The 15,438-nt window shown below is 69.4% G+C and carries 15 protein-coding genes; 8 read left to right on the top strand and 7 right to left on the bottom strand.

Features of this window, described 5'->3' with window-relative positions:
• The first annotated feature begins 39 nt into the window (after positions 1–39).
• Entirely contained in the window at positions 40–858 is an 819-nt protein-coding gene (locus C8P69_RS00405) for a penicillin-binding transpeptidase domain-containing protein (RefSeq protein WP_108173894.1), read from the top strand.
• 156 nt (positions 859–1,014) lie between these two features.
• A complete protein-coding gene (locus C8P69_RS00400; protein WP_108173893.1) occupies positions 1,015–1,710 on the top strand; it encodes an outer membrane protein in 696 nt (231 codons plus the stop codon).
• Positions 1,711–1,718: 8 nt separating this feature from the next.
• Here C8P69_RS00400 and C8P69_RS00395 read toward each other — a convergent pair whose 3' ends face one another.
• The gene (locus C8P69_RS00395; protein WP_170118071.1) at positions 1,719–2,669 is read right to left on the bottom strand and encodes a tripartite tricarboxylate transporter substrate binding protein; all 951 of its coding nucleotides are present in this window, start codon (positions 2,667–2,669) and stop codon (positions 1,719–1,721) included.
• 84 nt (positions 2,670–2,753) lie between these two features.
• Between C8P69_RS00395 and C8P69_RS00390 the strand changes: the two genes are divergently transcribed.
• Positions 2,754–4,178 carry a class I adenylate-forming enzyme family protein gene (locus tag C8P69_RS00390; protein ID WP_108173891.1) on the top strand — a complete coding sequence of 475 codons (1,425 nt, stop codon included), beginning with the start codon at positions 2,754–2,756 and terminating at the stop codon, positions 4,176–4,178.
• Between the two features lie 2 nt (positions 4,179–4,180).
• Here the strand turns inward: C8P69_RS00390 and C8P69_RS00385 are convergent, their stop codons facing one another.
• Entirely contained in the window at positions 4,181–5,044 is an 864-nt protein-coding gene (locus C8P69_RS00385; RefSeq protein ID WP_108173890.1) for a sulfite exporter TauE/SafE family protein, read from the bottom strand.
• Between the two features lie 279 nt (positions 5,045–5,323).
• On the opposite strand from C8P69_RS00385, the gene C8P69_RS00380 reads away from it, so the two are divergent.
• Positions 5,324–5,581, top strand: a complete 258-nt coding sequence (locus tag C8P69_RS00380) for a hypothetical protein (protein WP_108173889.1) — start codon at positions 5,324–5,326, stop codon at positions 5,579–5,581.
• A gap of 58 nt (positions 5,582–5,639) precedes the next feature.
• On the opposite strand, the gene dusA is transcribed toward C8P69_RS00380, so the two are convergent.
• Entirely contained in the window at positions 5,640–6,665 is a 1,026-nt protein-coding gene (dusA, locus tag C8P69_RS00375; protein WP_245901807.1) for a tRNA dihydrouridine(20/20a) synthase DusA, read from the bottom strand.
• Positions 6,666–6,768: 103 nt separating this feature from the next.
• A complete protein-coding gene (locus tag C8P69_RS00370) occupies positions 6,769–8,172 on the bottom strand; it encodes an aminotransferase-like domain-containing protein (RefSeq protein ID WP_108173888.1) in 1,404 nt (467 codons plus the stop codon).
• A 103-nt stretch (positions 8,173–8,275) separates the two neighbouring features.
• On the opposite strand from C8P69_RS00370, the gene C8P69_RS00365 reads away from it, so the two are divergent.
• Positions 8,276–9,139, top strand: a complete 864-nt coding sequence (locus tag C8P69_RS00365; RefSeq protein ID WP_108173887.1) for a DMT family transporter — start codon at positions 8,276–8,278, stop codon at positions 9,137–9,139.
• Between the two features lie 40 nt (positions 9,140–9,179).
• Here C8P69_RS00365 and C8P69_RS00360 read toward each other — a convergent pair whose 3' ends face one another.
• Positions 9,180–9,956 (bottom strand): FTR1 family iron permease, encoded by a 777-nt coding sequence (locus tag C8P69_RS00360; RefSeq protein WP_108174538.1) that lies wholly within the window; start codon positions 9,954–9,956, stop codon positions 9,180–9,182.
• A 281-nt stretch (positions 9,957–10,237) separates the two neighbouring features.
• Here C8P69_RS00360 and C8P69_RS00355 point away from each other — a divergent pair, with 281 nt between their 5' ends.
• The 3 genes from C8P69_RS00355 to C8P69_RS00345 are packed head-to-tail and all read left to right on the top strand — an operon-like array spanning position 10,238 to position 13,724.
• Positions 10,238–11,407, top strand: a complete 1,170-nt coding sequence (locus C8P69_RS00355) for an acyl-CoA dehydrogenase family protein (RefSeq protein ID WP_170118069.1) — start codon at positions 10,238–10,240, stop codon at positions 11,405–11,407.
• Positions 11,404–12,264 carry an amidohydrolase family protein gene (locus tag C8P69_RS00350; RefSeq protein ID WP_108173885.1) on the top strand — a complete coding sequence of 287 codons (861 nt, stop codon included), beginning with the start codon at positions 11,404–11,406 and terminating at the stop codon, positions 12,262–12,264. The genes C8P69_RS00355 and C8P69_RS00350 overlap by 4 nt, the downstream gene beginning before the upstream one ends.
• A complete protein-coding gene (locus tag C8P69_RS00345) occupies positions 12,261–13,724 on the top strand; it encodes a class I adenylate-forming enzyme family protein (protein WP_108173884.1) in 1,464 nt (487 codons plus the stop codon). Before C8P69_RS00350 ends, C8P69_RS00345 begins: the two co-directional genes overlap by 4 nt.
• Before the next feature lie 4 nt (positions 13,725–13,728).
• On the opposite strand, the gene C8P69_RS00340 is transcribed toward C8P69_RS00345, so the two are convergent.
• Both C8P69_RS00340 and C8P69_RS00335 read right to left on the bottom strand, forming a co-directional pair.
• The gene (locus C8P69_RS00340; protein WP_108173883.1) at positions 13,729–14,358 is read right to left on the bottom strand and encodes a cysteine hydrolase family protein; all 630 of its coding nucleotides are present in this window, start codon (positions 14,356–14,358) and stop codon (positions 13,729–13,731) included.
• Positions 14,358–15,377: an ABC transporter substrate-binding protein gene (locus C8P69_RS00335; protein WP_108173882.1), complete on the bottom strand. Its 1,020-nt coding sequence runs from the start codon at positions 15,375–15,377 to the stop codon at positions 14,358–14,360. The genes C8P69_RS00340 and C8P69_RS00335 overlap by 1 nt, the downstream gene beginning before the upstream one ends.
• Positions 15,378–15,438 lie beyond the last annotated feature (61 nt).

Here is a 15,438-nt window from a genome sequence, read left to right as displayed (position 1 = left end):
CGAAGGGGCGGCACCCCGGGGGAAGCCCAGGAGGTTTCCATGCCGCATGCCCCTGCCCTCACCCGCCGTGCCCTCGCCACCGCCGCGGTGCTCATGCCCCTTGCGGGCGCCTCGCAGGCCGCGGAGACGGTTGAGCGGGACGACCTCCTCTCGGTCTTCCGCGAGAAGGGCCTCACCGGCTGCTTCGCGCTGGTCGACGCGCAGAGCGGCCGCAGGACGCTGGTCGGGGCGGCGCGGGCGCGCCAGCGCTTCGTGCCGGCCTCGACCTTCAAGATCCCCAACAGCCTCATCGCCTTCGAGACCGGCGTGGTGCGCGACGCCGACGAGGTGCTGCCCTATGGCGGCGGGCCTGTCGCGGTGCCGGCCTGGGCCAAGGACATGTCGCTGCGCGAGGCCATGCCGATCTCCAACGTGCCGATCTTCCAGGAGGTCGCGCGGCGGGTCGGCCTTCCCCGCTACCGCGACTGGCTCGCGCGGCTGGACTACGGCAACCGCGATCCCGGCACGGTGGTCGACCGCTTCTGGCTCGACGGCCCCTTGCAGATCAGCGCGCTGGAGGAAGCGCAGTTCAATGCGCGGCTGGGGCGGATGGCGCTGCCGGCCTCACCCAGGGCGCAGGCCCTCGTCCACGACATCACCCGCATCGACAACCGGGACGGCGCCACGCTCCACGCCAAGACCGGTTGGTACGTCCAACGGGGCCACACCTCGATCGGGTGGTGGAGCGGCTGGGTTCGGCGCGAATCGCAGGTCCAGGCCTTCACGCTGAACATGGACATGCCGCAGATCGGCATGGCGCCGCTGCGACTGGAAATCGGCCGTAACCTTTTGGCCCGATTGGCCATTCTTTCCCTGTAATTCCCTGCCACGGGAGCCGTCAGAACGGTCTTCTGATACCTCCTGCCGTGACTTTCCTGCCGCACTGGCAGGTTGTCAGAGGGGGCGGGTTGCAACACGCCTTGTAACTGCCCGTTGCATGAGTACCGTGCCACCATCTTACCTCAGGGCACGCTCATGACCTTTCGCACCAAACTTCTTTCCTCAGCCTGCCTGATCGCGCTGTCGACTGGAGCTGTCCAGGCGCAAGGGCTCTCCGCGCCGAACACCGGCTGGACCGGTGCCTATGTCGGCGGCCTCATCGGCGTCGGCTTCGGCTCGAACCGCATGCAGGAGGATATTTCCGGCAGTCCGGGCGCCTTCAGCCCCGCCGGCACCGTGTACCGGCTGTCCGGAACCGGCGCCGTCTTCGGCGCCTATCTCGGCTACAACTGGCAGGTCTCGCCCACCGGCCTCGTCGGCATCGAAGCTGATCTGACCTACAATACAGCGTCGGGTTCCGCGCCGACCTTCACCCAAGACACCTTTGTCACGGGCAAGCCGCAGTTCGCCGGCAGCCTCCGCGCTCGCGCCGGCCTCATCGTCGATCGCGCCCTCTTCTACGTGACGGGTGGTCTCGCTCTCGGCAATCCGTCTGTCAGCGTCGATCGCGTGGGGTTCCCGGCTTTCGCCCGTCAAAACTCTCTGCGGGCTGGCTTCGTTGTCGGCCTCGGCACGGAGTACATGGTCAGCCAGGCCTGGACGATCCGCTTCGAGGGTCTCTACTACGATTTCGGCTCGTCCCGCGCTGCCGACCTGACCAACAACGGCTACATCTTCCCGACCCGGGCGTCGCAGTTCCAGGCCCGCGTCGGCGCGAGCTATCGCTTCTGACGCTCCGGTCAGCGGCTCGCCAGGTCGAGCGTCTTGAGGAGAGCCTGCATCCGCAGGCTCTCTTCGTTGATGCGGCGGGCAAAGGCCTCCGGTCCGGCGTGGATCGGGCGAATGCCCATCCGGGCGGTCAGGGCGGCGAACGGGGGCTCGGCGATGGCGGCTGCGAAGGCCCGCGCCACTACTGCCGCGACGTCGGAGGAGGTGCCGCTGCGCGCGATCAGGCCGCCAAAAACACGGGCTGTGGGACGATGGCCCACGGCCGCCGTCGTGGGGACACCCGCGTCTGGCGCGTCGGAGATGAGCGCCAGGCCGCGGATCACCGTCGGGTCGAAACTGCCGGGGGTCGTGAAGGCGGCCTGCAACGCGCCACTGGCGAGATCGGCCATGAGCTGGCCGTGCGACCTGTACGGCACCGCCACCACATTGATTCCGGTGGCTCGCGTGAAGCCTATCAGTTCAAGGTGGGTGGCCGAGGCCGGGCCGTAATGGCCGATGGTGAGGGTTCCGGGGGCCGCGCGGGCCGCGGCGATGAGCCCCTCGACATCGGTGACGGCGAGGCGCGGCGAGGCCACCAGCATCAGATCCTGCTCGAAGAGCTGGCAGACCGGCATGTAATCGGCGGGATCGATCCGCGGTTCGCGCGGCAGATGGGGATGGACGGTCAGCGGCCCTGCGGCAGCGAACAGGAAGGTCGCATCGTCGGCGGGCCTTTGGGCGAGTTCGGCGAAGGCCAGCGTCTCCGCGGCGCCATCGCGGTTGACGACGACGGGCCGGTCGCCGAGCGCCGGAGCCACGGCCTCGGCGAGGTGGCGGGCCATGGCATCCGTGTTGGTGCCGGCCGAAAAAGGCACGATGAGGCGGAGCTGGGACAGATCGCGCGCGGGCGCTATGCTGGCCGCCGACAGGATCAGGGGCGCGCCCATCACCAGGCGCCGCGTCAATTCTTTGGACTTCATCATGCCAACCATCAAAATCACATCGGCAAACGGGGTTTAGCCCCGTCAAATCGGCCTCGTCACTAGCGCAAACCGTGTTCTGGTACCATGTCCTTCGTCGATACTGTTCTGTTTCATGGCCGCCTGTTTCCGCGCCGCCCGGCCATCATGACGCTGGACCGCGTCGTGACCTATGGAATGCTGGGCGATGCCATCCACGCCGTCAGCGCCCGCGTCCTCGCCGCGGGCGTCAAGCCGGGCGACCGGGTGCTGCTCGCCATCGACAATCCCGTCCGCTTCGTTGCCGTCGCCTTCGCCCTGATGCGGCTCGGCATCGTCATCATGCCCATCGCCCCAGGCAGCGCCCTCGCCATGCCGATGATCGATGCCGTCGCCCTCATCGGCGAAAGCCCCGGCCTCGTCCCGGCGGGCATGCGGATGATCGTCGCGGGGGACGACTGGTTCCAGCCCTCGGGCGCGGCCTATGCCGTCGATCCCGGCGCCTCCGATCCGAACCGCCTCGCCATCATCGCCCCGACCTCGGGGACGACCGGGACGACCAAGCTCATTCCGCTCTCCGTCGGCGAATTCGACCGGCGGCTGCACGATCTCTATCGCTACCAGCCCGCTCCCGGAACGGAGCGCGACCTCATGCTGGTCGGCTTCACCTCGCTCTGGGCGCTCTCGCAATCGGCCCGCACGCTGGTTGCGGCGCGCACGCTGGGCGTCGCCTCCTCGGCGGAGGACGCGCTGCGGATGATCGACCTCTACCAGATGGGCACGATCCTCGGCTCGCCGAACCAGCTCGCAGCCATGATCGCGGCCCTGGACGCGGTGCCGGCCTCGCTCACCTCGCTCCGCCTCGTCAAATGCGGCGGCGGCCAGGTGACGCCGTCCTTCGCCCGGACCATCCGCGAGCGGCTCTGCCAGAACCTCCTCGTCATCTACGGATCGACGGAAGCCGGCCGCACCGCCATGGCCAATGGCGCGGCGATCGACAGCGTGCCCGGCTGCGTCGGGTGGGTCATCCCCGGCCGGAGCCTCGAGATCGTCGATGATGCCGGCGCGCCGGTGCCCGCGGGCACTGTCGGACGGGTTCGCATCCTGATCGAGGGCGGCGGGCGCCCGCTCCTCGGCTCTGGCATCGAGGCCGACACGACCCCGGACTGGTTCTATCCGGGCGATCTTGGCCACGTCACCGATGACGGGATGCTGGTCATCGTCGGCCGTGCCGACGACGTCATCAATGCCGGCGGCACCAAGGTCGCGCCGGAGCGCGTCGAGGAGCTGGTGGCGGGGCACCCGGCCGTCGCCGAGGCGGTGGCCTTCGCCAAGACGGACGGGTCAGGGATCGCCGAAATCTGGCTCGCCATCGTGCCGCGGGAACCGGTGAGCGCCGAGGCGATCATCGCCCATTGCCGCAGCCGCAGCGAGACGCTGGCCCCGCGGCGCATCCTGTTTCTGGAGACCATGCCGCGGGCGGCGCTCGGCAAGCCCGACCGCGCCCGGTTGCGGGCGCTTGCGGCCCGCTGAGATCAGGCGGCGCCGCGCGTCACGAGGTCCCAGACGAAGCGCAGACAGACGATCAGCAGGAAGATGCCGAAGGACAGCTCGAGCTTGCGCTTCGGCAGGGCGTGGGCGAGGCGCGCGCCCAGCGGGGCGGTCCACATGGATGTCGGGATGAACAGCAGGAAGCCGATCAGCGAGACATAGCCGAGGGCGAAGGGAAACTGGATCGCCGCGACGTTCGGAAACTCCGCCGCCTTGGGCCAGCCGGCATAGATGAAGCCGAGCGCGCCGGGGATGGAGATGAGTACGCCGAGGCCGGAGGAGGTCGCCACGGCATTATGGATGCTGCGGCCATAGGCCATCATCACGAGGTTGCCGAGCTGGCCGCCGCCGATGCCCATGAGGCTCGACAGCACGCCGATGATGCCGCCGGAGACGACCATGCCGGTCGGGCCGGGCATGCCGGTGCCGAAGTTCAGCTCCTTGCCGGTGAGCAGGCGCCAGGCGGAGAGGCCGGCGACCAGGACGAAGACGGCCTTGAAGACGCCGGGCGGCGCATAGCGGGCGATCACCGAGCCGACGATGACGCCGACAATGACGGGAACGGCCCAGGCCTTCAGGATGTCCATGTCCACGGCGCCCTTGGCCCGGTGCGCCTGGAACGAGCGGATCGACGTCGGGATGATGATGGCGAGCGAGGTGCCAACGCAGAGCGGCATGCGCAGCTCAACCGGCACGCCGACCACGCCGAAGAGCTCGTAGAGCACCGGCACGATGACCGCGCCGCCACCGACCCCGAAGACGCCGGCGAGGATGCCCGTCACGGCGCCGGCGGCGAGCAGGCCGACGGCGAGAATGGCGAGTTGGTCGTAGGGAACGCCGAAGAGCATGGGGGACATCCGCGCGCGGGGAACGAAGCGGGCGGCTTAAACCTGCATCCGCGCGCGAACAAGGCCCGCCGCCGCGTGTCCGGCCTGCATTGGGCCACTCGTCGACCTGACAGGGCACCGGACAAGACCGGCAACATGACCGTTACAGGGGAAACGCAGCGGCCACCCCGCGGCGTCAGGCGGCAAAGGAGGCCTGCGACAAGGGCGTCATCGGCGAACGGATCCGCAGGCCAGGACGGCCACGGGACGCACCGCCCCAGTCAAACAGGAGACAGGACCATGACCTCGTTCAAGACCCTTGCCGTCGCCGCCCTCTTCGCCCTCACCGCCGGTTCCGCCATGGCTGCTGCCGTCGGCGGCGGTGGCGGTGCTGCCGGTGGCGAGGCCGGCGGCGTGGCCGGCCACGACCCGTCGATCGCCGCCATCCAGCTGCCGAGCCCGCCCCAGGCCGCTCCGCAGACCCAGCCTGGCCAGGGCACCAACTGCCGCTACGAGTTCTTCCGCGGCCACTTCTGCGACGTGGCTCCGCGTCGCTGAGCCCATCGGCACACCACGCAGTCAGGGCGGCCTCCGGGCCGCCCTTTTCGTTTGCGGATCAGGCGGCGATGTCGCCGGCCCCGCGCCGCGCGGCGACGAGGGCCATCGCATCACGAAGCACATCGAGGCCGGCACCGGGCTTCACCGCCTCGACCGAGAGGTGGCGGCGGAACTGGCGGGCGCCGGGCACGGCCTGGAATAGCCCGAGGACGTGCCGGGTGATCGACGACAGCCGGATGCCCGCGGCCAGCTGGCGCTCGACATAGGGCTGATAGGCCTCCAGCGCGGCCATCCCGTCCGCCACAGGCGCCGGGTCGCCGAACAGCGCCGGGTCGACCTCACGCAGCAGCGCCGGTGACTGGTAGGCGGCGCGCCCGAGCATGACGCCATCGAGCCGAACGCCCTCGCGCGGCGCCAGCAGGGCCTCGGCCTCGGCCATGCTGGCAATGCCGCCATTGATGGCGACGGGGAGCGCCGGGAAGCGCGCCTTCAGGCGGAAGACCCGGTCGTAGTCGAGCGGCGGGATTTCGCGGTTCTCGCGGGGCGACAGGCCCTGCAGCCAGGCCTTGCGGGCATGGACGATCAGCGCATCCGTTCCGGCGGCCACCACGGCATCGGCGAAGCGGTCGAGGGCGGGTTCCGGATCCTGATCATCGATGCCGATGCGGCATTTCACCGTGACCGGCACGCGGACCGCGGCCTTCATCGCCGCGACGCAATCGGCCACGCGCTCGGGCTCCGCCATGAGGCAGGCGCCGAAATGGCCGCCCTGGACGCGGTCCGAGGGACAGCCGCAGTTGAGGTTGATCTCGTCGTAGCCGAAATCCTCACCGATGCGGGCGGCCTCCGCCAGGGCCGCCGGATCGGAGCCGCCGAGCTGCAGCGCCACGGGGTGCTCGACCGCGTCGAAGCCGAGCAGGCGCTCCCGGTCGCCGTGAATGACCGCGTTGGCCGTCACCATCTCGGTATAAAGCCGTGCCCGGCGCGACAGCACGCGATGGAAGACGCGGCAATGCCGGTCCGTCCAGTCCATCATCGGCGCAACGGAAAAGCGCCAGGGGCTCATGTCAGCGTCGGATGTCATGCCGTCGTTCGTCGTCGCAGCGGGTTGGCGGGGCCTTCCCGCCCACGCCGATTGTCCGGCCTGTCTGGCCTCGTCCGGGGCGTCCATAGCACATCTGGAACGCTCATGCGGCAGCGCGGATCGCCTTGCGCAGCACGGCGAAGATGCGCGGGTCGGCACATTGCGCGACGTTGAAGCGCAGGTGGCTGCGGGCCGTCTGGGAGAGGCTGAAGGCATTGCCGGGAGCGAGCACGACATTGTCGACGAGCGCCCGGCGGGCGACGGCCGCGGCATCGATCTCGCCGGGAAGCCGGCACCACAGGAACATGCCGGCCCGTGGCTCCAGCCAAGGCATGACGCCGAGATCCCGCAGCTTGTCGCTCGTCTCGGCGCGGGCCTTGGCGAGGCGCGAGCGCAGGGCCGCGACATGGCGGCGATATCCGCCATCGGTCAGGGCGGCATGGACCAGTTCGGCCGCGAGCCCCGCGCCGCCGAAACTCGTTGCGACCTTCAGGTCCGTCAGCCCCTGGATCCATGCCGGCTTTACCACGAGGTAGCCGCAGCGCAGCCCGGCCGAGAGCGTCTTGGAGAAACTGCCGCAGGACATCACCCGCTGCAGGCCGTCGAAGGCGGCGAGCCGCGGCGAGGCCTCGTCCTCGAAATCTGCGAAGATGTCATCCTCGACGATGGTGAGGTCGGCGCGCTCGGCCAGCTTGAGCAGCCGGTGGGCGACGATCGGAGACAGGGTCGCGCCGGTCGGATTGTGGATGCCGGCATTGGTGACATAGAGGCGCGGCCGGTGCTCGGCGAGCGCCCGCTCGAACCGGTCGAGATCCGGCCCCTGCGCGGTGTAGGGCACCGGCACGACCTTGGCGCGATGGGCGCGCAGCAGGGCGTGGAAATTGAAATAGCAGGGATCGTCGACCAGCACGGTATCGCCGGGTTCGAGAAGAAAGCGGCAGGCGAGATCCAGCGCCTGCGTGCCTGACTCCGTGAGGATGACCTGATCGGCGGTGGCCTCGATGCCCTGTCCGGCGATCCGGCGGGCGAGGAGCTGCCGCAGCGCCGGCAGGCCCTGCGGCGTGCCGTAGTCGGTGAGGGCGAGCGCATCGCCGCGCGCGAGACCGCGCAAAGCTCGGCGCAGGCTGTCCTGCGGCATCCAGGACGCCGGCAGCCAGCCGCAGCCCGGCATGAGCAGCGCGGGATTGCGGCCGAGCGCCTGCCGCGTGATCCAGAGCGGGTCGACCTCCTGGTCGAGCTTCGGCCCGAGATCGGCCAGGGACAGCGGGGCGAGCGGCGCATCGACATAGAAGCCCGAACCGGGGCGCGACGTGATGATCCCCTCCGCCGAGAGGCGGTCATAGGCCTCGACGACGGTCGACTTCGACACTTTCATCGCCGCCGCGAAGGCGCGGATGGAGGGCAGCCTGGCGCCGGGCGTGAGCGCCCGCTGGGCCACGCGCTGCTTGACCTCGCGCACCACGCGGTCGGTCAGGGTCTCGGTCGCCGCTTCATCCGTCGCCAGCATCCGTACTGCTCATCACCACCGGACAGTTTGACCAAATTGTACTGAAGTGTCCCTTGAGGCGCCAGCGCCCGCCTGCCACTCCTGCCGCGACACGGAGGAGTGCATGGACAGGACGACGGACGGCTGGATCAGCGGCTTCACCGGCATGGTCATCTTCAGCGGGTCGCTGCCGGCGACGCGCGTCGCGGTGACGGATTTCGACCCGGTGTTCCTGACGGGCATGCGCGCAACCATCGCCGGTGTCCTGGCCCTCGCGCTGATCGGGCTGGTGCGGGTCGACCGTCCGCGCGCCAGTGACCTCCTGCCCCTCGCGCTGGTCTCGGCGGGCGTCGTGATCGGCTTTCCTCTGCTCACCGCGCTCGCGCTGCAGCACATCAACGCGGCCCATTCCGTGGTGTTCATCGGCCTTTTGCCGCTGGCCACGGCGACATTTGGCGTGCTGCGGGCGGGCGAGCGACCGCGGCCAGTCTTCTGGCTGTTCTCAGGCCTCGGCAGCGCGCTCGTCGCCGGCTTCGCCCTGAGCCAGGGCGGACGGGCCTCGCTCGTTGGCGACGGCCTGATGATCGCCGCGGTGCTGGTTTGCGGCCTCGGCTATGCGGAGGGGGCGAAACTGACGCGCTGGCTGGGCGGCTGGCAGGTCATCTGCTGGGCGCTGGCGCTGTCCCTGCCGGTCATGGCGGTGCTCACGGCACTCACCTGGCCGCCCACTTTCGCCAGTGTCACCGGGACGGCCTGGATCGGGCTTGGCTATGTGTCGCTGTTCAGCATGCTCATCGGCTTCGTGTTCTGGTATCGCGGGCTCGCGCTCGGCGGCATCGGTGCCGTCGGCCAGCTGCAGCTGCTCCAGCCCTTCTTCGGTCTGGCGCTCGCGGCGACCCTGCTCGGCGAGCCGGTGAGCGGCACGATGATCGCGGTGACAGTGGCGATCGTCGGCTGTGTGGCCGGCGCGAAGCGCTATGCGGGCTGACGCAGGCGCAGGGGCGCACCCCAGGGTGGCCGCGGCGACCTCAGGCGGTGACCGGGCGGCGGCTGAGCCAGGCCATGCTCACTGCCGCGAGGAGCGCGATGGCTGCCTGCGCCAGGATCGCCTCCCAGGTCGGATTGAAGCCGAGGGCGATGAACCAGTCGGGCACCGCGGCTGAATCGACGGGCAGGATGGTCTGCTCCTGCAGCTCCTGGACGGCGCCGCCGATGAAGCGCATGCCCATCAGGAAGAGGAAGGCCGAGGTGACGAGGAACAGCGGCCGCAGCGGCAGGCGCAGCGCCAGCCACTGCATGGCCGCATACAGCGCTGCCAGCAGCACGGCCGCGCCGGCAAGGCCGGTGAGGAGCGCCAGGGTCCAGCCGCCGCTGGTCTGGGCGAGGGCATGGAGGAACAGCACGGTTTCCGCCCCTTCGCGGAAGACTGCGAGGAAGGCGACCATCCCCATGGAGACGGCGGTGCCCGAGGAGACGGCGCGCCGGGCGCTGCGCTCGATGCCGGCCTTCCACGCCTTCGGGTCCTGCCGCAGGAACAGCCAGCCGCTCATGTAGAGCATGAGGGTGGCCGCGACGATCATGACACCCGCCTCGATGAGGTCGTTGTGGTTGCCGTCGAAATAGAGCTGGAACACCACGCCGGCGGCGATGCTGGCGAGCACGGCGAGGCCCGCACCGAGATAGAGCGGGCGCAGGCCGGTCTCGACGCCGCCGCGCCGGAGGGCCGCGGCCAGCGCCGTGATGATCAGCATGGCCTCGAGCCCCTCCCGCAACAGGATGGAGCCGGACTGCAGGGAAATGCTCATGCCGTTCACGACGGTGACCCTCGCTGGGTGACGATCCGTCCACCATGGGCCCGGTGAAACACGAGGGGCAACGAAAATTCCTGTGATAGAACAACATCATAATTAGACCAATTCCAGACAAGGGGACACCCAGCGGGATCCGTCCGGTCAGGCGCACAGACCGTCGACCCGCAGAGCGGACTTCAAGGGCCATTGCGCCGCGCAGGTGAATGGCAGCCCCCTCCGGACCGCACTTGTCTGATCTTGTCTTATTGCCCACCGTGGGGGTCGGATGGCTGTGGATGAGGCGGATGGACGCGCTGCTGACCGAGGACGAGCGGGCGATCCTGGCGAGCGTGGACGGCTTTGCGTCCAGGCACTTGCCGCCTGACGAGGTTCGCCGGCGCGACCGCGAGCACCAGCCGCCCTATGACCTGCTGCCAGCCATGGGCGAGGCCGGCTTCTTCGCCCTGCCCGTGCCGGACGATCACGGCGGTCTCGGGCGCAGCTGGCGCGAGGTGGCCCTGGTGCAGGAACGCCTCGGCTGGCACGGCTACATGGCCGCCTCCATCTACAACCGCGTCGTCGGCTTCGGCGTCATGTCGGTGCTGACCTATGGATCGCCGGCGCAGAAGCGCGACCTGCTGCCGGGCCTCCTGTCCGGCTCCTTCTTCATGGCCCTCGCCCTGACCGAGCCGGGCGCGGGAAGCGATGCCGGCGCCCTCAAGACGCGGGCGCGCCGCACGGCCGGCGGATACGTCATTTCGGGCAGCAAGATCTGGATCAGCGACGCGGAAGGCGCCCGCTTCCTGCTCACCGCCGCCCGCACCGGCGACGCAGCCAAGGGCAGCGACGGCATCACCCTGTTCCTTGTTCCCAGCGATGCGCCGGGGGTCACGCTCTCGCCGCTCGCCAAGGTCGGCAACAACGCCATGCCGAGCTTCGAGGTGGGCTTCGCCGACGTCGAGGTCGGCGATGACGCGGTGATCGGCGAGGTCGGCGGCGGCTTCCGGCACCTCATGTCCACCTTGCACTATTCGCGCGCCAGCATGGCGGCGACCGTCACCGGCGCGGCCCAGGCAGCGCTCGATGGCGTCATGTCCCATGCGCGCGAACGCCAGCAATTCGGCAAGCCGATCGGCTCCTTCCAGGTGCTTGCCCACCGGCTCGCCGACCTGCAGACGCGGGTCGACCTCTCACGCCTCATGGTGCGGCATCTCGCGACGCTGATTGCCCGCGGGCTGCCCTGCAAGCGCGAGGCGGCGCAGGCCAAGGTCGTCGCCACCGAGACGCTGCGCGACGTCGCCGACCAGGGCATGCAGATCATGGCCAGCGCCGGCTATGCCGCCGACAGCGACATCCAGCGCTTCTGGCGGGATTCCCGCCTCTACACCTTCGGCGAAGGCACCAACGAGATCCTGCGCGACGGCATGGCGCGCGAACTGGGACTGACCGGGAGACAACCGTCATGAGCGGCGTGAAGGCCATCGACACCGTCGTCAACATCTGGACGCCGGAGGCCCTTGCCGGCCGGCCCGACCGCACCGGCTTCTACACCGAGAAGATGCGGGTCAACGCCCAGACCTTCGCCGGCGTCACCCACAAGGAGATGCTGGAGCGCATGGACCGGGCCGGCATCGAGAAGAGCTTCCTCATTGCCGCCAAGGTGGGCCAGCTCGGCCATCCCGCCTGCTATCACGTGCCCTACAAGCTGGTGGCGGATGCGGTGCAGGCCTATCCCGACCGCTTCTACGGCCTTGCCGGTCTCGATCCGACCGAGGGCATGACCGGCGTGCGGGAGCTCGAGCGCTCCGTGCGCGAATATGGCTTCATCGGCGCCCACTTCTATCCGCACTGGTTCGAGCTCGCCCCCGACCATGCCAAATGGTACCCGTTCTACGCCAAATGCGTGGAGCTCGACGTGCCGATCCAGCTCCAGGTCGGCCAGTCCATGGTCTATGACCCGCGCTATCCGCGCCGCAGCGTCGGCCGGCCGATCACGCTGGACACGGTCGCCTGCGACTTCCCCGAGCTGAAGATCGTCGGCATCCATGTCGGCATTCCCTGGACCGACGAGATGATCGCCATGGCGTGGAAGCACGCCAACGTCTACATCGGCTCGGACGCCCACAGCCCGAAATACTGGCCGGCCTCCTTCGTCCATTTCATCAAGAGCTTCGGCAAGGACAAGGTGCTCTTCGGCACCGATTTCCCCGTCCTCGATTTCGAGCGGACGATGAAGGAGATCGACGCCCTCGGCTTCTCCGACGAGGTCCGGGCGAAGTTCCTGCGCGACAACGCCATCAAGCTCTACAAGCTCGACCAATGATGAACCTTGCCGACGCCCTCGACATCCACGCCCGGGCGCGGCCGGACCATCCGGCCATCATCGAGAACGGGCAGGTCATCACCCATGCGGCCTTCGCCGACCAGGTTCGCCGCCTGGCGGCGGTGATCGCCGCGCAGGTGCCGGACGAGAGCGCCGTCATCGGCCTCTGCCTTGCCGACAGCGCGCGCTATGTCGTGGCGCTCTATGCGCTCGCACGGGGGGGCCGCGCCATCCTGCCCATGGACCTGCGCTGGACGCAGGCCGAGCGGGAGAATGTCGCGGTGCATTTCGGCGCGGCTCTGGTCCTCACCGAACCCGGCGAACCGGCCATCGCCGGCATCCCCATGCTCGCCTGGGATGCCTCACTCGACGCGGCGATCGCGGCCGCCGATCCGGCCACGGCCTTCACCTCCGATGGCGAGACGCCGCTTGTCCTGTCTCTGTCCTCCGGGACGACGGGGCGGCCGAAGGGCCCGCTCATCACCCACCGGCACTTCTTCCGCCGCTTCATGACGCACTGGATCAATCTCGGCCTCAACGGCCGGGACCGCTTCGTCATGGCGACGCCGCTCTATTTCGGCGGCGGGCGGACCTTCGCCATGTCGGTGATCTTCTCCGGCGGCACGGTCATCATGAAGCCGCCGCCCTGTTCCGCCGAGGACCTCATCGCGACCATCGCCCAAGAGGGCGGGACGAGCCTCTTCCTTGTGCCGACGCAGTTCCGGCGGCTGCTCGAGCTCTCCGATGAGGCGCTAGCGCCGTTGAAGGGTCTCAACCTGCTGTTCTCGTCGGGGGCGCCGCTGTCCCGGGAGGAGCGCCACGCCATCCGCGACCGCATGTGCGAGCGCTTCTTCGAGTACTACGCCTCCACCGAGGGCGGCGGCGTCACGCTGCTCGGTCCCGGCGACATCGAGGGCCATGGCGAGAGCGTCGGCCGCCCGGTCTTCGCGGTCGAGGTCGAGGTCGTCGATGACGAGGACCGGCCGCTCCCCGCCGGCATGATCGGCAAGCTGCGCTATCGCGGGCCGGGCGTCGCGACCGCCTATCACCGCGACCCCGAGGCCTCGGTGGAGGCTTTCCGGCACGGCTGGTTCTATCCCGGCGATCTCGCCGAGATCGATGCCGAAGGCTTCGTCACCCTCAAGGGCCGCGCCAAGGACATGATCATCCGCGGCGGTATCAACATCTATCCGGCCGATGTCGAGGCCGTGCTCACCACCCATCCGGCCGTGGCCGAGGCGGCGGTGGTCGGCTGGCCGTCGCGCGAATTCGGCGAGGAGATCGCTGCCTTCGTGCGCCTCACGGGCACCGCCTCCGAGGCCGAGCTGATTGGCTTCGTCCGCGAGCGGCTGGCCCGCGCCAAATGGCCCCTCGGCGTCTTCGTCGTCGATGACCTGCCGAAGAACGGCGCCGGCAAGGTCCTGAAGCGCGAGCTCGTCCAGCGGCTCGCGCTGCTCTGAGGGTTCAGGCAGCGGGGAAAGTCGCCTCGCCGCCGGCCATCGCCGCGGCCATGGCATCGATGCCCACCACCCGGCCGAAGCCGAAGGCGATGGCAGAGAGCGAGGCCTGGTGGCGCGCCTCGTCGAAATCGGCGACGGCCTCGCGCACCACGAAGGTCCTGAGGTCGCGCTGGGCGGCATCGCGGGCCGTCGTCTCCACGCACATGGAGGTCGTGACGCCGCCGATCACCAGGCTGCGGATGCCGTTGGCGGCGAGGATCACGTCGAGGTCCGTGCCGAAGAAGGCGGAATAGCGGGGCTTGTCGACGATGATGTCGCCGGGCTGGGCGTCGGCCCCCTCGAAGAGCTCGATATCCGCCGTGCCGCGCTTCAGCGCGCCGAGTTCGCCGAGGCGGGGACGGATCTCGGTGACGAGCAGGCCGCCATCGGCATAGTCGGCGCGCAGGACATGGCGGGTCCAGATCACCTTCATGCCGGCGGCGCGGGCCCGGGCGGCGAGGTCGACGCAGCGCAGCGCTGCCCGCTTGCTCGCCGAGACGTCCCGCCCCTGGACCGCGACGAAGCCTTCCTCGTCGACGAAGCCGCGCTGCAGGTCGATGAGGACGAGGGCCGCCTCCTCCGCCTTGAACCGCATCAGCGCAGCGCCTGATCGACGAACTCGTTGGTGTAGAGGCCGTCCGCCTTGCCGGGGGGCGTGAATCCGGCCGCGGCCATCAGGTCGTAGCCCTGCTGCCAGCGCTCCGGCACGTGGCGCAGGATGTTCTCCCGGCCCGCGGTGAGCCAGAACTGCATCTCGTTGCGCAGGATGTCGGGCGCGACGGCGCGGTTGCGCATCTCGGCGATCTCGAAGCCCTCGATACGCTTCAGCGTGGTGGAGAGGTCGGTGTCGGCGAGCATGTCGTCGATGGAGCGCTTCACCGCCTTGAGGAAGCTCACCACGAGGGGGCCGTCGCGGCGCACCGACTCGCGCTTGGCGATGTAGCACTGGCCGGGGATCGGGGCGTATTCGTCGGTGTTCCACGACAGGAAGCGCTCGTTGGCGGCCTTGAGCGCGACCGGCACGCCGGCGCTGACGATATATGCGTCGATACGGCCCTGGGCGATCAGCGCCATGCCGGCGGGGGTGTTCGGCGCCTGCACGCGCTGGACCTGGGCCTTGTCGACGCCCTGGGCCACCAGCATGCAGTCGAGGGTGATCTCGGTGGCGCCGCCGACCGAGAGAACGCCGATGGTCTTGCCGACCATGTCCTTGGGGTTCCGGATCGGCTTGTCGGGCGAGGAGATGACGAAGAAGGGCGAGCCCTGGCTGATCGTGCCGACCGAGATGAGCGCATCGCCGCCGGGGCGGCTGGAGGCGCGGATATGGTCCGAGCCGCCGGTGCGCGACAGGAGCCCGCCGCCGCCCAGCACCTGCTGCACGGCCATGGCGGAGCCGCGGCCCTGCTCGATGGTGACGTTGAGGCCCTCGCGCTCGAAATAGCCGCCGCCCTTGGCGTGCAGGATGTCGACGAAGGCAAGGATGTAGGAGAAGGGCGTGATGAAGGTCATGGGCCGGGCGGCCTGGGCGCCGGCGCGGCTGACCGTGAGGGCCATGAAGCCACCGGCCCCAACGGCGAGGGCGGAGCGGCGGGAGAGGGTGACGTCGGTGCTCATGGTTCTCTCCGTCCTCGGAACGATGGTGAAGCTTACGGGACGCTCAGCGCAGGGCAATCGG

It is taken from the genome of Phreatobacter oligotrophus, from assembly GCF_003046185.1.
Classification (GTDB): domain Bacteria; phylum Pseudomonadota; class Alphaproteobacteria; order Rhizobiales; family Phreatobacteraceae; genus Phreatobacter; species Phreatobacter oligotrophus.
The sequence above is the reverse complement of the archived record's forward strand: the minus strand, read 5'-3'. Positions and strand labels throughout refer to the sequence as shown.